Source organism: Paraburkholderia sp. GAS199 (genome assembly GCF_050436585.1).
Lineage (GTDB): Bacteria > Pseudomonadota > Gammaproteobacteria > Burkholderiales > Burkholderiaceae > Paraburkholderia.
The window spans coordinates 84620-104005 of sequence record NZ_JBNDMM010000010.1 but is presented as its reverse complement, the minus strand read 5'-3'; the positions used below and the strand labels follow the sequence as shown (position 1 = coordinate 104005).

Annotated in this window: 16 protein-coding genes and 1 tRNA gene; 11 read left to right on the top strand and 6 right to left on the bottom strand. The window is 57.4% G+C overall.

Annotated features, from left to right (window positions below; genetic code table 11):
• Window positions 1-4: 4 nt before the first annotated feature.
• From rpsU to P3T18_RS31330, 5 genes are all read left to right on the top strand, one after another.
• Entirely contained in the window at window positions 5-217 is a 213-nt protein-coding gene (gene rpsU / locus P3T18_RS31350) for a 30S ribosomal protein S21 (RefSeq protein ID WP_028196180.1), read from the top strand.
• A 238-nt stretch (window positions 218-455) separates the two neighbouring features.
• Window positions 456-902 (top strand): GatB/YqeY domain-containing protein, encoded by a 447-nt coding sequence (locus tag P3T18_RS31345; RefSeq protein WP_429303853.1) that lies wholly within the window; start codon window positions 456-458, stop codon window positions 900-902.
• An 81-nt stretch (window positions 903-983) separates the two neighbouring features.
• Window positions 984-2855 (top strand): DNA primase, encoded by a 1872-nt coding sequence (dnaG, locus tag P3T18_RS31340; RefSeq protein WP_429303852.1) that lies wholly within the window; start codon window positions 984-986, stop codon window positions 2853-2855.
• A 91-nt stretch (window positions 2856-2946) separates the two neighbouring features.
• Complete coding sequence (rpoD, locus tag P3T18_RS31335; RefSeq protein ID WP_429303851.1) at window positions 2947-5358, top strand: RNA polymerase sigma factor RpoD; 2412 nt, start codon at window positions 2947-2949, stop codon at window positions 5356-5358.
• Window positions 5359-5512: 154 nt separating this feature from the next.
• A tRNA-Ile gene (locus P3T18_RS31330) sits at window positions 5513-5600 on the top strand.
• A gap of 240 nt (window positions 5601-5840) precedes the next feature.
• Here the strand turns inward: P3T18_RS31330 and P3T18_RS31325 are convergent.
• Window positions 5841-7253 (bottom strand): hypothetical protein, encoded by a 1413-nt coding sequence (locus P3T18_RS31325; protein WP_429303850.1) that lies wholly within the window; start codon window positions 7251-7253, stop codon window positions 5841-5843.
• A gap of 69 nt (window positions 7254-7322) precedes the next feature.
• Complete coding sequence (locus P3T18_RS31320; protein ID WP_429303849.1) at window positions 7323-8090, bottom strand: HNH endonuclease; 768 nt, start codon at window positions 8088-8090, stop codon at window positions 7323-7325.
• Window positions 8091-9422: 1332 nt separating this feature from the next.
• On the opposite strand from P3T18_RS31320, the gene P3T18_RS31315 reads away from it, so the two are divergent.
• Entirely contained in the window at window positions 9423-10535 is a 1113-nt protein-coding gene (locus P3T18_RS31315; RefSeq protein ID WP_429303848.1) for a toll/interleukin-1 receptor domain-containing protein, read from the top strand.
• Between the two features lie 324 nt (window positions 10536-10859).
• Here the strand turns inward: P3T18_RS31315 and P3T18_RS31310 are convergent, their stop codons facing one another.
• Complete coding sequence (locus tag P3T18_RS31310; protein WP_429303847.1) at window positions 10860-11753, bottom strand: hypothetical protein; 894 nt, start codon at window positions 11751-11753, stop codon at window positions 10860-10862.
• 378 nt (window positions 11754-12131) lie between these two features.
• The gene (locus P3T18_RS31305; protein WP_429303846.1) at window positions 12132-12413 is read right to left on the bottom strand and encodes a hypothetical protein; all 282 of its coding nucleotides are present in this window, start codon (window positions 12411-12413) and stop codon (window positions 12132-12134) included.
• A gap of 616 nt (window positions 12414-13029) precedes the next feature.
• Here P3T18_RS31305 and P3T18_RS31300 point away from each other — a divergent pair.
• The 5 genes from P3T18_RS31300 to P3T18_RS31280 all read left to right on the top strand — a co-directional run bounded on the left by P3T18_RS31300 (window position 13030) and on the right by P3T18_RS31280 (window position 18166).
• Window positions 13030-13626: a hypothetical protein gene (locus P3T18_RS31300; protein WP_429303845.1), complete on the top strand. Its 597-nt coding sequence runs from the start codon at window positions 13030-13032 to the stop codon at window positions 13624-13626.
• Window positions 13623-14792 (top strand): helix-turn-helix domain-containing protein, encoded by a 1170-nt coding sequence (locus P3T18_RS31295; RefSeq protein ID WP_429303844.1) that lies wholly within the window; start codon window positions 13623-13625, stop codon window positions 14790-14792. The genes P3T18_RS31300 and P3T18_RS31295 overlap by 4 nt, the downstream gene beginning before the upstream one ends.
• A gap of 340 nt (window positions 14793-15132) precedes the next feature.
• Complete coding sequence (locus P3T18_RS31290; RefSeq protein ID WP_429303843.1) at window positions 15133-15771, top strand: hypothetical protein; 639 nt, start codon at window positions 15133-15135, stop codon at window positions 15769-15771.
• A complete protein-coding gene (locus P3T18_RS31285; RefSeq protein WP_429303842.1) occupies window positions 15771-16904 on the top strand; it encodes a hypothetical protein in 1134 nt (377 codons plus the stop codon). Before P3T18_RS31290 ends, P3T18_RS31285 begins: the two co-directional genes overlap by 1 nt.
• A gap of 875 nt (window positions 16905-17779) precedes the next feature.
• Window positions 17780-18166, top strand: coding sequence for a BON domain-containing protein (locus tag P3T18_RS31280; protein ID WP_429303841.1), 387 nt, complete (start codon window positions 17780-17782; stop codon window positions 18164-18166).
• Between the two features lie 99 nt (window positions 18167-18265).
• Here P3T18_RS31280 and P3T18_RS31275 read toward each other — a convergent pair whose 3' ends face one another.
• Window positions 18266-18829, bottom strand: a complete 564-nt coding sequence (locus P3T18_RS31275; RefSeq protein ID WP_429303840.1) for a thioredoxin family protein — start codon at window positions 18827-18829, stop codon at window positions 18266-18268.
• A gap of 124 nt (window positions 18830-18953) precedes the next feature.
• Window positions 18954-19370, bottom strand: coding sequence for an organic hydroperoxide resistance protein (locus tag P3T18_RS31270; RefSeq protein ID WP_429303839.1), 417 nt, complete (start codon window positions 19368-19370; stop codon window positions 18954-18956).
• Window positions 19371-19386: the final 16 nt, after the last annotated feature.

Below are 19386 nucleotides of genomic sequence, written 5' to 3'. Positions count from 1 at the left end.
AAAAATGACGACCATCCGCGTAAAAGACAACGAGCCGTTTGAAGTTGCCATGCGGCGCTTCAAACGCACGATGGAAAAAAACGGGCTGCTGACAGAACTGCGCGCCCGCGAGTTTTACGAAAAGCCAACGGCGGAGCGCAAGCGCAAGAAAGCCGCCGCGGTGAAGCGTCATTTCAAGCGTCTGCGTGGCCAGATGCTGCCAAAGAAGTTCTATTGATACTGTTTCTGGCGTTGTTGCGGTTCCGGTCGAACGGAACGGCGGCATCCAACCGGTGGCGGCGCGACAGGCGCCGGCACGGACAACACGGCTTTTTGGGCCAGTCGGCAGGGTCGCATCCATTACGCACATTGTGCCAACCCGCTTGAGGAAGCAGTCCCAAGCGGGTATTCGTGTTGAAGCGACCCGACATGATCGACCGGCTGGTTTTTCAATTTTCAACGCATTCGGGTGAACGATGAGCCTCAAAGACCAGATCAACGACGACATGAAAGCCGCCATGCGGGCGCGCGAGACCGAGCGTCTCGGCACCATCCGCCTGCTGCTGGCCGCGATCAAGCAACGTGAAGTGGACGAGCGCGTCACGCTCGACGACACCGCGATCACCGCCGTCATCGACAAAATGATCAAGCAGCGCAAGGATTCGATCAGCCAGTTCGAAGCGGCGTCCCGCACGGATCTCGCGGACAAGGAAAAGGCCGAGCTGGCTATTCTGTCCACGTATATGCCGGCGCAGATGTCCGAGGCGGAGATCGTTGCCGAAGTGCAGGCCGCGGTTGCGCAGACCGGCGCCGCCGGTCCGCAGGACATGGGCAAGGTCATGGGCGTGCTGAAGCCGAAGCTCGCCGGCCGTGCCGACATGACCGCCGTGTCGGCACAGGTCAAAGCCGCGCTCGCGAAGTAATTTCCGTTTCCCCCGATTCGCGCGCGCCGCATCGATTGCAGTGCGCGCGCGGCATCCAGCTTTCAGGTAGCGTCATTTACTGTGATTCCACCGTCATTCCTGCAGGACCTGCTCAACCGCGTCGATATCGTCGACGTGGTCGGCAAGTTCGTGCAGTTGAAAAAAGGCGGCGCGAACTTCATGGGGCTTTGCCCGTTCCACAACGAGAAAAGCCCCTCGTTTACGGTTAGTCCGACTAAGCAGTTTTATCATTGCTTCGGCTGCGGCGCGCACGGCACGGCGATCGGCTTCCTGATGGAGCACGTCGGTTCCACCTTCCCCGAAGCGGTCAACGAACTGGCGCAATCCGTCGGTCTGACCGTGCCCAACGAGCCTTCGCCCGGTTATGGCGGTGGCGGCGGATCGGGCGGTTATGCGCCGGCGGCGTCCAAAGCCGTGACCACCGCGCTGTCCGATGTCATGCAGACCGCATGCGACTACTACCGCAAGCAACTGCGCGGCGCCCCCGCGGCGATCCAATATCTCAAGAAACGCGGCCTGACCGGCGAGATCGCCGCCCGCTTCGGCCTCGGCTATGCGCCCGACGGCTGGCAGAACCTGGAAAGCGCCTTCCCGAACTATCGCGACGATTCGCTGGTCGAATCGGGGCTGGTGATCGTCAGCGAAAAATCGGACGCACAGGGCCAGAATCGCCGGTACGACCGCTTCCGCGAGCGGATCATGTTCCCGATCCGCAATGTGAAAGGGCAGGTCATTGGCTTCGGCGGCCGGGTGCTCGACAGCGGCGAGCCGAAATATTTGAATTCGCCGGAAACGCCTTTATTTAACAAGGGCAGCGAGCTGTACGGGCTGTTCGAGGCGCGTCTGGCCATTCGCGAACAGCATTACGTGCTGGTGGTCGAAGGCTATATGGACGTGGTCGCGCTGGCCCAACTGGGTTTTCAGAACGCGGTCGCCACGCTCGGCACGGCCTGTACGCCGGTTCACGTGCAGAAACTGATGCGCCAGACCGATACGGTCATCTTCAGTTTCGACGGCGACTCGGCCGGCCGTCGCGCCGCCCGGCGGGCGCTCGACGCCTGCCTGCCGCACGCGGCGGACAACCGGACCATCCGCTTCCTGTTTCTGCCGTCCGAGCATGATCCGGACAGTTACGTGCGCGAATTCGGCACCGAAGGCTTCGCCGAGCAGGTCGAGCGCGCCATGCCGCTCTCGCAGTTCATGCTCAACGAAGTGCTGAACGGCAAGGAGCTGGACCAGCCCGAAGGCCGCGCCCGCGCGCTGTTCGACGCCAAACCGCTGCTGCAGGCGCTGCCGGCCAACGCGCTGCGCGCGCAGATCATGCACATGTTTGCCGACCGGCTCGACGTGCCGTTCGAGGAAGTCGCCGCACTTTGCGAAGTCGACGCCCGGATCGCCGCGGCGGCCCGCGCCGCGCCAGCCCGCAAGGACCGGCGCAGCGTCACCGGCATCGAGGAAAAAACGCTGCGCAATCTGGTGATGTATCCGCGCACCGTGGCGGTGCTGGACGAAGAGGCCGAGCAGGCGTTGCTGTCCGTCACCCGGCACGGCGAGCTTTTCGAGGAAGTGACGACGCATGCCCGTGCGCTGGGCAATTCGGCGGAGTTTCAGTTGCTGTCGGACCTATTGCGAAACGGCGCAAACGCCCCAACTTTCGAGGAAATCTTTCGCAAAATTCTGGACTATGATGAAAACGTCCGGGATTTGCTGCTGAAAGACCCGGAGGATGCGGCCGTCATCGAGGAACGGCGCGAGCAGGAACGGATCGTCGGAGAGGAATTGAAAGCCGCGATTCTCAAGATGCGCTATGACGCTTATTGCGATCGTCTGGAGCAGCTTTCGCGGCAATCTCGGCACACGCCGGAGGAGTTTGCGGAGCTGTCGAGCCTGAACCAGAAACGGGCTGACATGAAGCGCCAGCTTGGGTTGTAGGCGGGAAGGGCGAAACCGCGGTGCTATAATAAAAGGTTTCTAGCGGTTTGTTTTCCAAAGGTTTTCCTAGCAAAGGCGAAAAGGCGATGCGATGGCAAAGACGACAGACGGAAATACGGGCGGAAAGAAAGCAACGGGTTCGGGCGCCGGTGAGCGCACCAGAAAGGTCACCGAGGCCAAGTTAGTTTCTTCTGTCAGAAAAGCGTCTGCGGCTAGCGTCACACCTGCTGCCGGGAAAAAATCATCGACCTCTTCCGCTGCGCGAGCGGAGCCGGTCAGGGGGGCGAAAGCTGCTCAGCCGGCCACGAGACGGCCGAGTGTCAGTAGTGCAGCCAGTAGTGCAAGGGAAGCGGCTGCCGCGCAGGACGATGCGGCAGTGCGCGAGACTTCAGTATCCACGGTTCAACCGGCTGTTGTCCACCAGCCGCGAGTCGAGACTACAGCCGGTACGGCGAACTCCATGACGAAAAAGCTGAATGAAGTACCCGTCGATGACGATGCAACCCAGACCGAAGAAACCGCAGCTGCCGTTCCAGCCAAGGTGGAAAAGGTCAAGGCTCGCGACCGTCGTGCAAAGGAAAAAGCACTGCTGAAAGACGCGTTCGCGTCGTCCCAGCCTGGCACCGTCGAGGAACTCGAAGAGCGTCGCTCCAAACTGCGCGCGCTGATCAAGCTCGGCAAGGAACGCGGCTTCCTCACGTACGCGGAAATCAACGATCACCTCCCGGACAACTTCACCGAAACCGAGGCGATCGAAGGCATCATCAGCACGTTCAACGACATGGGCGTGGCGGTATACGAGCAGGCGCCCGATGCCGAAACGCTGCTCCTGAACGACAACGCTCCGGCTGCTTCGTCCGACGACGAAGTGGAAGAAGAAGCGGAAGTCGCGCTCTCCACCGTCGATTCCGAATTCGGCCGCACAACCGACCCGGTACGCATGTACATGCGTGAAATGGGTACGGTCGAGCTGCTCACGCGCGAAGGCGAAATCGAAATCGCGAAGCGGATCGAAGACGGCCTGAAGCACATGGTCATGGCCATCTCGGCTTGCCCGACCACGATCGCCGACATCCTCGCCATGGCCGAGCGCGTGGCGAACGAAGAAATCCGCATCGACGAACTGGTCGACGGCCTGATCGACGCCGACGCTGAAGACGCCGACGGCTTCTCCGCGCAGGAAGCGGAAGCCATCGAGAGCGAAGACGAGGAAGTCGAAGAAGACGCCGACGAAGACGAGGAAGAAGACGACGGCACCGCGCAGGCCACGGCCAATGCGGCGCAGATGGAAGCGCTCAAGCGCGCGTCGCTCGAAAAATTCGCGATGATCAGCGAATGGTTCGACAAGATGCGCCGTGCGTTCGAGAAAGAAGGCTACAAGTCCAAGTCGTATCTGAAGGCTCAGGAAACGATCCAGAACGAACTCATGACCATCCGCTTCACGGCGCGCACGGTCGAGCGTCTGTGCGACACGTTGCGCGCGCAGGTGGACGAGGTTCGTCAGGTGGAGCGCCAGATTCTGCATACGGTGGTCGACAAGTGCGGCATGCCGCGTGCCGAGTTCATCGCGCGTTTCCCCGGCAGCGAAACCGATCTGGAATGGGCCGACAAGATCGTCACCGAAGGTCATGCGTATAGCGCGATCCTCACGCGTAACATTCCGGCCATCCGCGAACAGCAGCAACGCCTGCTCGACCTGCAGGCGCGCGTGGTGCTGCCGCTGAAGGACCTGAAGGAAACCAACCGTCAGATGGCGGCCGGCGAACTGAAGGCGCGTCAGGCCAAGCGTGAAATGACCGAGGCCAATCTGCGTCTCGTCATCTCGATCGCGAAGAAGTACACGAACCGTGGTCTGCAGTTCCTCGACCTGATTCAGGAAGGCAACATCGGCCTGATGAAGGCGGTGGACAAGTTCGAATATCGTCGCGGCTACAAGTTCTCCACGTACGCTACGTGGTGGATTCGCCAGGCCATCACGCGTTCGATCGCCGACCAGGCGCGCACCATCCGGATTCCGGTTCACATGATCGAGACGATCAACAAGATGAACCGTATTTCGCGGCAGATTCTGCAGGAAACCGGGCTCGAGCCGGATCCGGCAACGTTGGCCGAAAAGATGGAAATGCCGGAAGACAAGATCCGCAAGATCATGAAGATCGCGAAAGAGCCGATCTCGATGGAAACGCCGATCGGCGACGACGACGATTCCCATCTGGGCGACTTCATCGAAGATACGAACACGGTCGCACCGGCGGACGCGGCGCTGCACGCCAGCATGCGCGATGTCGTGAAAGACGTGCTCGACTCGCTCACGCCGCGCGAAGCCAAGGTGCTGCGCATGCGTTTCGGCATCGAGATGAGCACGGATCACACGCTCGAAGAAGTCGGCAAGCAGTTCGACGTGACGCGTGAGCGCATCCGTCAGATCGAGGCTAAGGCGCTGCGCAAGCTGCGTCACCCGAGCCGCTCGGACAAGCTGAAGTCGTTCCTCGAAGGGAATTGATTGACGCAGCGGGTCGTGGCGAACGATCTGCTGGCTGCAAGGGGTCTCCCGGTTGTTTCGCTTAGGCGAAGCGGTTGCGGAGGCCCTTTTTTCGTGTAGTATGTCGGCCAACCAGTGAATAGGCCCGGCCTTCAGACCGGGTCTTTTTCTTCGTGGGCCGGACGCCGTGCTGGTTGCAGGCAGCGGACTCATAATCCGCCTCCGAAAGGACATCGTCGGTTCGAATCCGACCCGGCCCACCAATCGCTTGATCCCTCTGTTTCAGCCGCTGCTGTGCCATTAAGCATAAGATGTCCACTTGGACCGGTTATGCTTTATTGTCCGTTGGGCCACATTTTGCTTGAACGCAGATTTTGGCGGCGCTTGCTGTTTGCCTCCGCATTGAGCTGATCAACATCCCACGACACGACGTCTTTTGCTAGGCAATCCGGGACGCTTGTTTCCTGGTCGGCCGACACCGGCCCGGAGTACGTCCTGAAAGTTCAAAGCATAAGCGGTCCGTTGGGTTCTTGACTTTCCGCGAGATTCAACAACGCCTGCTCGAAAAGCTGATCTGCGTTCGCGAACCGTAAGCGCTCGCCTGCTAAAACGGCCTCGATGTCTTCCCTCGACAGCACGAGAACGCCGGTCTCCGCCGCGGCGCGAAGGTCCGCTTTGACTTCGTCCCTGGTCATTGCAGTCACAATGACAGGCAAAATACGAACGTGTTGAAGGCCGGACGTAGCGAGCATCTTGCGCAGCGCCGCTTCGCGCGCGCTCAATTTCGACAGCTTGCTCTCCGCTCGAAGAAGCCCGAGCGTGCATTCGACGACAACAAAATCGCCCCGCGGGCTGACCGCCAAAATATCGAAGGCGTCTCGCGTCTTGGGGCTCGTCCCGAAACTGACAGGCGCGAATCCCAAACCCCAAAGCATCCAAGCTACGGCCGACTCGAAGTCATCTGCTGCTTTGCCCTTCGGCGGAAGGTCAGGGAGCAGATATCCCCGTAACAGTTTGCCAGTTTGATCCACGTTGAAAAGGACAGCTGCCCGCGCATTTTGATACGTTTCCGGGTCAGCGAACAAGCGCAAGTGATGAGCATGCCCGGCATACGAAGCAATGCACTGAACGACTGCGCCACGCGGCACCTCCAGCGGCAACTGCCCAACGACATCGCCCAACCGTTCGCCCCAATCTAGCTTGCTGCCGTCAACTGACCCGCGATTGACGACAACTCCCTTGTCTAGCACTCGATATCCGAGTCTCGCGTTTGAACGGTCGAGGTTGGGCGCCAGCCAGAGCCCCAAAACGGCTTTGCCATCTTTGACGCTTGAAGGGAGCCAAACCTCGGACGCAGTGTTCGCGACGACCTCGACCGTGGTCTGGGTGTTTGGCGCGGCGCCGAGGCCATATTCGACGCCGAGCTCGCTTAGCGAGTCGAAAGGGATTTTTGCGGCCTTAAGCATCCAATCTGTTTGCGGCTGCTGGGTGAGCAGGTCTCGCCTGGCGCCGCACATTGTCAAAACCGCAAGGCGATTGCCTTGGTTGAGCCCCTCGGCGTGAAGGAGGTCTGGCGGCCCAACAGAGATGTTCTGGTTGTCTTCCGAACGAAGAACGAGCTTGCCCTGCTCGGGGATTTCAAAGCCATCGTGCGAGGCAATTTGCTCAATGGCTTGGACGAAAACGGCAACTCCGCCGGATAGCTCAACCTGACCCGCCACAAGATCGCCGGCCTCGAACCAATCCTTCGTCGGATCGCGGAAAACCGCCGACAGATACATGCGCGCAGCCAGGATCACGAGAGATTCGTCGCGCTTGACGGCTATGAAAGTCAGTCTCGCTTTGGCATATGCGGACTTCCATGGCTCGATCGCCTCGAAGAACGCGGCGATCATCTTTTGGACGTGTGGTTTCACAGGTTCTCCGGGTGGGACTAAAAAAACTTAGCTCGCTGCGCAGCGGCGTCACCGGCAAAGCACGTGCCGTCAGCCTTCCAGTGCTTCCTCGCGCGCGACAAAGAGATCGTGGTGCAGCTTCAGCGAGTCCAGTGATGGCTGCTCCTCCTGGTCAGCGGGAAGTACGACGAGGCGTCGCCCGCGATATTGGGCATATTCAGTCCACTCCAAAGACCGCGAGATGGCCACGCGACAATCGGCACCTACCGCCATCAGATGCAGATCAAAGAGCGTATGGATGTCCGCGCGCAACAGAATTCCGTTGCCGGTGGCGTAGTTGGTCTCGACAGCATGAGGGACGATATGCGCCGCCTCAAGCAGCGGTACGACCGTTGAGCCACTGACGGCGCAGGTTCCGTTGTAAGCGCGCAATAGCCTGTCCCGAAAATCTGGCTGCCCACGCCGCGTCCTAATGGCGACGAGCTGAACTTCCTCCCCTTCCTGCCTGCCATCGCGGTTATCGCCTGCATGCGTTTCTTCTTTCGGATCTTCCGCGTCAGTCTCCACTTCCTCCCCCAAGTTGTCGTTCCCTGCTGCTGCTTGCGCCTCTTTAGACCGACGAAAATCAACGTTCTGATTCTCAAGACTGTGGCCCGTTACACGCCAGCCAGCGCGCTGCCAGGCATCCGCCCATACGTGCGTGCTTCCGACGGTCGTGTTGCTCCAGAAAGGCGAGTGCTCATAGGCTGAGCGGGGCAATGGCGACGGAAGGATTCCGTTAATCTCGTCGAACGTGAGTCGGACTGATTTGCCGCGCACATTGCGCAGGTAAGTTTCGAGAGAGTCGTATTTCGCCATTGTGGTGAGATCGCGCTCACGGAGTGGCGCGTGATGGATTCAGGGGAAGACAGCATAATCGTAAACCGCGGTCTGGCGGAAAGGAAACCTGCGTTCGACTTTTCCTCGTTGATGATCATCGGCGAAATCGACAAGTTTGGCCTCAGCGTAGATTTCAGACGTTTGAAGAGCGGCCGTGGGCACGGACATCTCACCCACGGGGGCTGTATGCTGGTAGGAGGGAAACACATAATCGAGACGCTACGCGCTCAAATCGCGCAGCTCGCGGCCGAACATCGGGATCGAGCTATCGTTCTTATCGAGTCACCGGCGAGGGGGGGGCGGTCTCAAGCATGAGAGCTGGCGGTCAGCCTCAGAAGCACTGCTCGAGCGGCTGACGCTGCATCCAGATGGGACATTCTGGTTCAACACGGTGCCGGGAACGCGGGCTAATCACTCCGGTGTCTGGAGCCCGTCCACGATGCAGATTGGCGTGTCGGATATGCAGCGGAAAGACTTGGTGCGGCCGGCGCCAGAGCGCATTTAGGTTACAGGCATCCTGAATATCTTAGTCTCCCTTGCGGAGTGGGCAAAAGGGAACAACCCCAACACCGCACATGACAAGGCGGTGCTCAAACGTCCCTGCAACAGTTTGGCTTTATATCGTTAAACGCGGCTGACCGACTCGCGCTGATCGTGCCCGGTCTTCAGGAGTTGAAGATTTGGGGACTTGCCTGAGCGATCGCGGGTCGTTATGTCGGTGGAGCGGTCGTTTGCCCGGCGTCTGGATGGAAAGTCTGCGGGCGAGGTCACCCGCTAGTCGCCAGCGAGATGAAGCCATTTTTCGACACGCTTTGCTTGAGCGGAGAATCTTGGCTGGAAAATCTGAGTGCGGACTGCGTGGCGCAGCTTGTCGCTAGGCCAGCGCATTCACGAAGCAACAGCGGAAAACGCGGTTACTCAAGCGAAACCAACTGCGACCCATTGTCTTGCACTGGAAGCTCTTCGATGGAGATTCCTCGCACATTCGCAACATCGACGACAACACGGGTTAGTGATGTGTCATGTTGGCCTGCCGCCAGATGGTCGCGTTGCCGGGCCCGTCTTACCCTTGAGCGGTGAGGGCGATATACGCGTCGGCCGTAGAGAACTGCTCGCGTGCGAAATACCCGCTTGCAACGATTCGCGCGGCCGTTTGGAAGCCGGTGGCGCATGCGAATGACGTTCTCCTTGCGATCAAGCGACGCCTGGTGTGCCTAGCGATATCGAGTCGTTCGTGGTGTCAAGGTACGCCGAGGAGCGTTTCGAGCGCCATGGCGTTACGATGTCGCTGTTCTACTTCTGAGCATGGACATGACAACAAACATCTTGCTGGTGGGCCTTGAATACACCGGTGCGGCAATCCCGGGCGTCAAGATCGAGACGCTTGGCCTGTGCCAGCCATCGGTTAGTCGTGAAACGGCAGCATTCGCGCTGTATGAATACGACGCTATCGTAATTAACCCTGCGAGTTACTCGCACTTCATTTTTGGTCGGGCAGGCGAGTTCTCGGACTCAGTCAATGAGTTATGGGATCTGAAAGCGCAAAACAATAGCTACGATCTTGACACCGCGTTCGATGCACACGATCGAGGGAAGGAACTGGCGGTAGCCATCCGACAAGGTACGCGGGTGGTCTGGCTGCTCGCGCAACCAAAGTGGACGAAGTTCTTTGGCAAACGCTCTGTGTACGACGGATACTCTCACGGTGTCCCACGTCGGCTGGTGGAGTCCGGTGAGTTGTATGTGAAGAAAACCCGCCGTCTTGATGTGGACGACGAAGCGGACGGATTTGGTGCGTACTTCAATATGCTTCGTGACGATGGGTGGGACCTATGCCTGGATGCGAGTGACGACAACCTTCAGTCGTTCGCACGGTCGCTAGAGGGATACTGCATCGGAGGACGGGTCGCGATCGACGACGCGACGGCTTGGCTGCTCACCCCGCCTCCAAACCAGGAAGCGGCGAATGTTCTCGTCCAGTGCGTGTCGGGATTGAATCCGGCCGACGTTGCGCGGCAGGCCTACCACGGGATATTTCTCAGCCACACAAGCGCGGACAAACCGTTTGTGCGCGAACTGAAACAGCGGCTGCAAGCGCAGGGTGTGACGGATGTCTGGCTTGACGAAGCTGAGATTCAGATCGGCGACTCGTTGACCAAAAAGATCGAAGAAGGGATGAAGAAAACGCGATACATCGGTGTCGTTCTGTCGGAGGCTTCGATAGGCTCGTCATGGGTGGAGCGTGAACTCGATATCGCCATCAATCGCGAGATTGAAACAGGAGAGGTCGTCGTGCTTCCACTGCTCTACGAGAAGTGCAAGTTGCCTGCATTTCTGCAGGGCAAGCTGTACGCCGACTTCACTTCTCCTGCCAAGTTTGACGAGAGCCTCGACAAGCTGCTTCGTCGCCTGAAGATCGGCTAACCCATCACACAAGAAGCGCTGCCCACCTGAGGCAATGGCAACGCCGACCCGCCAAGAGGCGCAGTACGCCTTCGGCGGGCCGCTTTGTAAGCGCGACGCTCACGCCCCGCAGACGAAGAGACTCTGGGAAGAACTTGCAAAAAGCGCCGGCCGATACATCGGCGTCGCTGGAGTCCAGAAATCCCCGGCGCGAGACAGAGGTTGCAAAAAACGGCTTATGGACGGCTGGCTTGTATCCGCACAATTTAGAACACGCACCGCTCGCTTGGGCAAATCACGAACGCGACATGCCCCAAGCTCACCCAGCGCCTACCTCGTAACAGCTTAACCAGCCAGTTTGCATCGGCATAGACGCAAAAACTGTTCATAGACCGGCACGAACTTAGAGGCTTCTTCATTCAGGATACGGGCGTCCTCAATCACAGAAGGGGGACGAGGACCGACGGCGCGCTGGGCATCTGAAAATACTGACAGGTACTCCATGTTGCCGACCGGGACCGTCTTTCCCACAACATGCATTGCCATATTCTCGGCTGCCTTGTAAAAGCTCTTCAACGCATCCTGCAGTTCTGGGTCCAAAAACTCCTTCTCCGGTTGATCCCAGGTCTCGACGAAGTCCAGGAGCGGCCGTATGGCTTTCTTAGAGAAAGAAGCGCCAAAATCTTGCTCTCGGAGCAGGCGAACAGCTGGTTCGAAGGGAAACACTGTTTGAAACTTATGAAATAGGCGCTCATCGTGAGTCGGCTTTTGCTTCACCTCTCGTGGCCGCAGTTGCGGGTAGTGCTGGAATAGCCTCGTTTCATCTTTCGTTAGGTCCTGCCAGATGTCTGTCCAAAAAAGGATACTGACGCCGAACTTTCCGGATGCTTCTCGCACTGTGGAGAGTGTCCGAACAGTGCTTTGCATGTTTCGGTCGGTGTCTGCCGTGGTCGCGATGTACAGATGCGTCAGCGGCGGAGTAAATGCCTCTGCCTTTTTGACTTCCTCAGCGATAACGACTTGGCTGACGCCGGATACTGTGTTCTTGCATTGCAGTCCCACCAGCTTCCCGTCATTGTCGTCGCCATAGACGTCAACACCGTCCTGCTTCTGGCCTTGCCGCCCATGGCGAGTGAAGTTCGGGTTGTTCCAGCGATTCTTCGCAGAAGAGCACGCTATGGCTTCGAATTCGTCCCACGATCGAGGCGGGTCCACTTTGAGATCGGCGTATGTAGGCATGGTTGATCGCTGCGCATTGAGTTATTAAAGATACGATGACGATTCACCGTTTAGTGTGACTGTAACTGATCTCTGCGGATTGAATGCCTGAAAAAATGAGCGTTAAGCATACTCACAATTTTCTTCGACTTATGCAAGCCGATGTCCGGTGAGAACAAAGGACGTTGAGGTTGCGTTTTTCGATGAGACATCTTTCTCGTGCGGCGAAGAAGAGTGAATACCCGAAAGCCGATGGTCAAAGGCTTCGACAACGTGGCTTCAGTTCATGCGCGCCGACTGCAGCTTGCCATGGCCTAAGTGGGCAGATCTACAAGCACTCTCAAGATTACCCGTCAAGAGGACACTTTGAAGTCAAGTACCTTTCGCAACGTCTTCGAGTTAAGCTAACAGTCGGTCGACTGCCTCGATCATTTGCGGCAGCTTATCTGACTCCCTAGAGGGGAAGAAGCCGCCATATTGTTTTCGAATGGCAAGGATCAGGTCCGTAGCGACCAACCCCGCCTGCGCACATTCCCAGAGGTCCACTTTAAGCCAGTCATCGTCGTCAAAGTCGAAAAAGGTCGTGTAGATTGCGGCATCTTCGCCGCCGACGTAATGAAAATTGTGAAAACTGTTGTAGACATTGGCGTGCGCAGTCTGCAGATTGATTAACTCCTTCATCTGCTTTATCTCATCAGAGTGCGAGCGGAAGTGCTTATCGATCTAGGCGTAAGCAGTTCGCGTGCTTTTTTGGGGGCGTGCTTTTTGCCATCAATTGTGTCGAAATAGTTGGTCCTCACTAACAATCCCAAAAAATATCCTTCCTTGAGGATCTTCTTTAGTTTTGGGAAAACGTGCTTGAGTGAACATATGTTTCTCGCTGCGCAGGTCAGTGCTTCTGTCGCTGCGCGCCGGCTGACCAGGAAGACACTGGCAACGCATGACTTGCTCTCACTTGAGGCGCTGCTTGATTGTCCTTACTCGCCGAAGGTTCAAATTTGCTCTCGCATGGCCAGTTGCGCGGTCGCAGCTTAGTAAGAGCGACGTGACGGCCGGTAATTCTCGGGGGGCCGAGAGAGGTTCGATTAGATGTCCGCTTCTCCCCTGAAATTGCGGCGTCGGGTTGCAACTTCCGAATCGACGCGCGCAAGCCTTTTCGTGCGCTCGCCAATATGAATGGTGCAACGCACAATCACTTCGCACCATTTTTGTCGGGATGTGGTTGACAAATTAAGAAATCTGCACAAAAATTCGGTTGACGCTTTCCCGTTTTTGCACATTCTAAAGGTTTGCTGCAATGGATCTACCGCTTCCGGATTTTTTTCACTCGGCGCTCAAGAATGGTCGCCTCGAGACCATCGCGAACATCCTTATTGAAGAGCATTTCTCGACGCTGACTGATCTTCAAAGCGAGTTTGATGACGGGTACTCTCGAGGGACTACCCGTTTCGCTCGTCAAAAGAACCGGCTCAAATCTGTCGCGTTGTCCGGCCAATACGACTGGTTGCAACTGCTGCACGCAGGCAACGATCTCATTTTTACTATCGAGGGTATTCCGTGCCGGTTTGCAACTGATGATCCATCGAACCCAACCAAGCCGGCCGTGCTGGATGCAACGCCGATCCAACAGTCGTTCTTTGACGAAGTGGAAAACGGAGAACCTTGTAAGTTTTGCTTCATTCTCGACGGCGGTTACGCGGAGGCAGACGATCCGCGTGTTGTATTTATCGGTGAAGATTTGCTCGGGGTCGTAAAGTGCCGTTGGACGTCGGGAGGTGTCCAGGCGCTTCACGCAGTTGCTGCGAATACCCCGCCGGCGATGAACATTGGCAAGGCGCCGGTTGGTCCCAAGCGGTTTGACTCTGACAAGACTGGAACGTCCGACGCAACATGAATTTTATTGGTTCAAACCTGAGAACCGCGCGGCTATTTCATGGTATCTCGCAACAAGAGCTGGGCGAGCACATTGGTTGTTCCAAGCAGTTTCTAAGTCGTTTGGAGTCGGGGGGCGACATCCCTACAGCGGCGCTTTTGTCGAAGCTCTGCGACCGACTTGCAGTTTTGCCGGAGTTTTTTGTCGAACCGGACCCGATGCCTATAGCTGATGAACAATGTCATTTCAGGAAGCAGCTTACGACAAAAGTGGCGCTCCACCAGATCGCTCGAGCCAGAGGCGAACTCCTGAAGCGGATGATCAACGTGATGGACGAACACTTGGAATTGCCCCGGTATGATTTTGAGGAAGGCGATGCCTCCTCTGCGGAGGCAATTGAGCAAGCGGGGGAACGAGCGCGTGGGCATTGGGGATTGGGCCTTGGTCCTATCCAAAACATGACGCGTATTGCGGAGAATGCAGGTGCTGTCGTCATGCCGATCAACGGGCTCGCTCCCGAGATCGACGCCATTTCTTTTGCGACGAGGCGTCCGGTTATTGCAATGAATTCAGCGGGCCGCTCGTCGTGCCGCGCTCGTTTCGGAATCGCACACGAGATCGGTCACTTCTGCTTGCACATTGGCGTGCAGACGGGCGACAAGGTGACTGAATCTCAGGCCAATCGATTTGCGAGTGCGTTTTTGATGCCTCGTCGATATTTTGCCGCCGAGTGTCGAACCGCCCTTCGCGGTTCTCGCTTGAATTGGTCAGTGCTCGCAGATATAAAGCTTCGCTGGGGGGTTTCAAAAGCCGCGATCCTTTATCGTGGACGTCAGCTTGGCATCTTTTCGGATGAGCAGTATCGAAGTGGTGTGATTGGTTTGACGAGAAGAGGCGAGGCGCGATCGGAGTTCGAGGACGTAGATATACCTCTTGAATCTGGCGACATGATTGCCGACGGCATTCAAGTGTTGCACGATGCATTTGGCATATCGCGAGCGGACTTGGCGCATGAGATGAAGGTTGAGCGATCGTTATTAGACGATTTGCTATCAGCTCGCGTGGAGATGGATGTGTCGTCAACCGACAATCTTGTTCTGTTGTCCGTCGAGCGCCGTGCCCGGGATCGCGGCGCAGCGGCGATTGCGACGCGGGGAAAGCAGCGAGGCGGGCAAGGCGAAGACTAATTGGGTTGACCGTCCCGACAAGGCGACGAACTAGGGCCGGGTCGGGACCGGATGCAGTTCGCGCTTGAATTTTTCCGCTCGCGAATCGCTAATGCGCCGGCCGGCGTGCGAATTTTTCTTTGTTCGATCCAACTGGCACAAGGCAATCGCGTGCGCACCTTGCAATGTTTTTTGCAGCATCCGCTCCTAAATAGTCTTCCTACGGCTGTCTTGGTTGCAGATAGGATCAAATTGCAGATTGTAATTACCCAGCCTGACCGATCAGATTTTATCGTGGGTTGATAATTCCGAATATCGCGCTTATAAATATCTGCCATTGGTTTAGATAAACTTCAACCTTATGCTTGCTTCGAACGAACACGAATATTCAGTATTAGGGGGAGCCGATCGAGCAAAAATTGGCCGCTACTTGAGTCTCGCGGCAAGTGCTCTTTCGGGAGGATTGGTCTTTGCGCTTTTGACTGTTGTCGACCTGGCAAAGAAGTTCGGGTGGAACGTTAACGTACCGCCGACTTTAATGTCGTTGCTCGGTGCCGGCGCTATCTTCGGCTTCCTTTATTGGGTATTGAATAAATGGGCATGGAAATGGCCGGGTATGGGTTTGGCGTTGAAAGTTCCCGACATTTCCGGAAGCTGGGATTGCGCGGGTAAAACACTCGACTCGACAGGCTCTGTTAAGTATGACTGGCAAGCGGAGGTCACTATCGTCCAGTCGTGGGACAAGCTACGGATCCGCCTCACCACAAGGACATCTGGATCGAGCAGTATTGCTGCGGCTCTTGCACATGACAGCGTCGACGGATTTGTGCTGCTTTATCACTACAAAAGCGATCCAAAAGCCGATGCTGTTGGGTTAACTTCGCACACTGGTTGTTCCGTCATAACTATCTCGAAAGACCTTAAGTCAGCGACGGGTGACTACTTTAATGGGCGTGGCCGAATGACCTTTGGCACGATGATCTGGACAAAGAGGAACTAATGGCCTCCGATATTGATGCTCGTCTTTCGCAACTCCGGGCCCGCCGCAGGGGCGATCCAACGTCGGAATACATCATAAAGGCGGATTCAGCGTCGCCCAGCTATTTCGCCCTGGATGCCGCGGAAATTGAGGATTGGGAAAAACGCGGTAGTTCAAATCAGCGCTGGACGCGTTATGCCATCGGCGCGATGCAGCCCGTGGGGAAGAAGTACACTGAGGTCAGCGAGCAGACCGGTGAGCGAGTTGCCAAGCAATTGCTTGACAGGCTGGCTAAAGCAGGTATTACGGCCGAGTTCAGATTGCAAGGTTCGGTACCGCTCGACGTGCATATCAAGCGAGTTAGCGATGTCGACGTGCTGGCTATAACAAAAGACTTTTACACGTATAGCACTCAAGGTGTGCAGGCTTTGCGAGGCGGATATACGAATCCGACCGTGCGAACATCGGCTGGCGTGTTGAGCGACCTTCGGCAACGGACCGAGTTGCATTTGTTTGAAGCGTTTCCGGCTGCCAAGGTCGATAAGTCCGGCGCTAAAGCTGTCAAAGTCTCTGGTGGATCTTTGGCCCGGTCCGTCGATGTGGTACCTGCGCACTGGTACGACACCAAGGACTATCAGGTGAGTGGTCGACATGCCGACCGAGCAGTGACGATCTACAATAAGGCGACGGGCGAGACGATTGACAATTTGCCATTTCTACACATCGAACGCGTGGGCGCCCGGTGCGACAGCATCAATGGTGGTCTGCGTAAGTCGATTCGACTATGCAAAAGCGTCAAAGCGGACTCGAAGCGTGACATCGGACTTTCCAGCTATGACATAGCTGCTGTGATGTATCACGCGGATATGGCTGCATTAAGCGTTGGTCGATATAGTGACCTTGCCGTCCTATCGGAGACACAACGTCACCTCGACGCTCTCTATCGCGATCCTGGTGCTGCCGGCAGACTGTGGGTGCCTGACGGGAGCCGGGTGATTTTCGACAGCGCGGAGAAGCGAGATTGGCTGCTCAGCCTTTCGCTTGAGATTGATGAATTGCTGGCAAACGTGGTTCAGGAAAACTTCTCGAGCCTGCTCCCGAACGGGATATCGCAAAGTGTGCAGCGCGAGTTGGTGAAGGCGTTGCAAGTGTAGACAGTCTAGGTGAGCTCGGTTTCCGATTTACGGTGTTGGCTCCAAGATCGCGTTGCGTTATTGGAGCAGTACTTTCTCGTCGTCCCACGCGACACCGTATTTCGTATACTCGAGCAAATGTGCCTTCCAGTCCTTCTGTCGTAGAGTTCTATGGATGTTCAGCGTAGGGGGTGTCGTCCACTCCGCTGTCTCAAGGATTGGGATTGGGTTCGGTTTGGCACCTTTCGCATATCTCGGGACTTGTGTGCGAATTCACCCCCTGGCACTGTTGGACAGTCCGACCGACATCGGTCTTGCATCAGGACGCCGTCGAGTGCTTGTGGTGGTCTGACTTTGAGGACGGAAATCTCCTGCTGTGCCAAGGAGATGTTCGAAAAGACAATTTATGCTTTAATTTTGTCCGTCGGGCCAAGATATGCTTTTCAGCGCCAGTGATCGATAGCCTTGGCGCCCATTGGATGGACAGCTTATGCTTGATTCCGCGGCCACCTTTGGCCTAACGGCACAGTTGCCGGCGGCGTGACATTCTCCGCAGAACCCATCCCCCCGTATTTTCTCGTGACTTCGCGCGCACCATGCCGCGGACCGCACATCGTCGTCTCCAACTCACCCCCATCACCCGTTACACCACCGCAAAACTCCCTCGCACGCCACGCCAAAAAACCCCGAAACCACCGCCAGGCAGGGTCGCTGAATTTCTGGGGAAAGTGGCGCATGATTTCGGCGTCGAGGGCGGCGATCGCCTCAAGACAGGCTAAGCGACGTTTTGCTCAGGCAACGGTTCACGCTGTCGAGGCGCCGCCGCTTGGCTCGTGCATTTCAAACCCGAACGATTTTTCTCAAACTTCTCAAACATCAAGCAAGAGGATCAAATCATGCAACTCCGGCAACTCGTTCTGGGCGGCGCCCTCGCAATCGCTGTGACGGCTTTGGCTTATACGCCGGCATTCGCGGCGGACGCAGCGGCTGCTGCGTCGGACACGACCGCAGCGACGACCCAGCAAGCCGCGCCGACCAAAAAGACCGTTCGCGCGTCTAATCGCGCGTTCTCCAAGACCGTTCAGCGGGCCATTTTCAAAACCAAAGGTCTCGAAGAAACATCGATCGCGGTCTTCGGTAACGCAAAAACGGGACACGTGACGCTGGCCGGCCAGATCGAAAGCCAGGATCAGGAAGGCGTCGCGATCGGTGCCGCGAAAAAGGTGCAAGGCGTGACGTCGGTCAGCAGCAAGCTGACACTGCGTTCGGAAGGCGGCAGCTAAAACGGACGGCGCGACGACGACTTCTCGCGTCGCGCCACCAAGGGCCACGAAGCGCCGCGCGTCCAAAACGAGCGCGACGAGATCGACAGAATCACGCGCTCAACCCTGCTTGCCGCCAAGTCCGAGCAGGCCGCGAATCCGGTCTTCGGTTTGCGCATAACTGCCCTCGCCGAAGTGACTGTAGACGAGCTTGCCGTTCTGGTCGAAGAGATACAGCGCGGGCCAATACAGATTGCCGTATGCGTCCCACGTGGCGTAGTGGTTGTCTTCCGCAACCGGATACTCGATCCCAAAACGTTTGACCGCATTTCGCAGATTGCCGGTGTCGCGCTCGAACGAATATTCGGGCGTATGCACGCCGACCACGACTAGTCCTTTGTCGCGATAGCGGGCGTACCAGTCCTTCACGTACGGCAGCGTGTGCGCGCAGTTGATGCAATCGAAGGTCCAGAAATCGACGAGTACGACCTTGCCGCGCAACTGTTTCTGATCGAGTGGCGCGCTGTTGAGCCAGCCGTCGATACCTTTGAAATCCGGTTGCGATGCACCTGTCTGCAACGACGCGGTCCGCTGGAACGAATTGTCGCTATAGGCGAGGCTCGCGATCAAAGCCGAGCCGACTACGCCGGCCACGACGACGGTCATCTTAAGACGATCGAACATGAAAAGACTCCATCAGATCGGCCTGCTCGCGTGACAACGCGCAACTCGGCGCATCGACGCAGGCCCAGGTTCGCGCGCGACGCCAACGCATGCCACGTCGCGCGCACTTCGAATCGCGGCTAGTTCATGCCACGGTGATAACGACGTCGATATTGCCGCGCGTGGCTTTCGAATACGGGCAAGTCTGATGCGCGGCATCCGCGAGTGCTTGCGCCACGTCGGTGTCGAGCCCCGGCAAGCTCACGGTCAGACGAGCCTGCAGGAAGTACGCGCCGTCGTTCACGGCAAGATCGATTTCCGTATCCACCGCCGCGTCGTGCGGAAGCGCGACCTTCAGCTTCTGCGCGGCAAGTCCCATGGCACCGATGAAGCATGCCGACCAGCCGGCCGCGAGCATCTGCTCGGGGTTCGTGCCGGGCGCGGCGGAACCCGGCGCGGACAACCTGACGTCGAGCCGGCCGTCGTCGCTGCGGGCAGCGCCGTCGCGACCGCCGGTGGTGTGCGTGCGGCCGGTGTAGAGAACTTTCGTTTGCTGGTTCATGATCGATATCAATTCA

What these genes read in the sequence shown, in the direction of transcription:
- rpsU (WP_028196180.1), top strand. Translation starts at nt 5, where the DNA reads ATGACGACCATCCGCGTAAAAGACAACGAGCCGTTTGAAGTTGCCATG.
- P3T18_RS31345 (WP_429303853.1), top strand. Translation starts at nt 456, where the DNA reads ATGAGCCTCAAAGACCAGATCAACGACGACATGAAAGCCGCCATGCGG.
- rpoD (WP_429303851.1), top strand. Translation starts at nt 2,947, where the DNA reads ATGGCAAAGACGACAGACGGAAATACGGGCGGAAAGAAAGCAACGGGT.
- P3T18_RS31320 (WP_429303849.1), bottom strand. Translation starts at nt 8,090, where the DNA reads ATGGCGAAATACGACTCTCTCGAAACTTACCTGCGCAATGTGCGCGGC.
- P3T18_RS31315 (WP_429303848.1), top strand. Translation starts at nt 9,423, where the DNA reads ATGACAACAAACATCTTGCTGGTGGGCCTTGAATACACCGGTGCGGCA.
- P3T18_RS31310 (WP_429303847.1), bottom strand. Translation starts at nt 11,753, where the DNA reads ATGCCTACATACGCCGATCTCAAAGTGGACCCGCCTCGATCGTGGGAC.
- P3T18_RS31305 (WP_429303846.1), bottom strand. Translation starts at nt 12,413, where the DNA reads ATGAAGGAGTTAATCAATCTGCAGACTGCGCACGCCAATGTCTACAAC.
- P3T18_RS31300 (WP_429303845.1), top strand. Translation starts at nt 13,030, where the DNA reads ATGGATCTACCGCTTCCGGATTTTTTTCACTCGGCGCTCAAGAATGGT.
- P3T18_RS31295 (WP_429303844.1), top strand. Translation starts at nt 13,623, where the DNA reads ATGAATTTTATTGGTTCAAACCTGAGAACCGCGCGGCTATTTCATGGT.
- P3T18_RS31290 (WP_429303843.1), top strand. Translation starts at nt 15,133, where the DNA reads ATGCTTGCTTCGAACGAACACGAATATTCAGTATTAGGGGGAGCCGAT.
- P3T18_RS31285 (WP_429303842.1), top strand. Translation starts at nt 15,771, where the DNA reads ATGGCCTCCGATATTGATGCTCGTCTTTCGCAACTCCGGGCCCGCCGC.
- P3T18_RS31280 (WP_429303841.1), top strand. Translation starts at nt 17,780, where the DNA reads ATGCAACTCCGGCAACTCGTTCTGGGCGGCGCCCTCGCAATCGCTGTG.
- P3T18_RS31275 (WP_429303840.1), bottom strand. Translation starts at nt 18,829, where the DNA reads ATGTTCGATCGTCTTAAGATGACCGTCGTCGTGGCCGGCGTAGTCGGC.
- P3T18_RS31270 (WP_429303839.1), bottom strand. Translation starts at nt 19,370, where the DNA reads ATGAACCAGCAAACGAAAGTTCTCTACACCGGCCGCACGCACACCACC.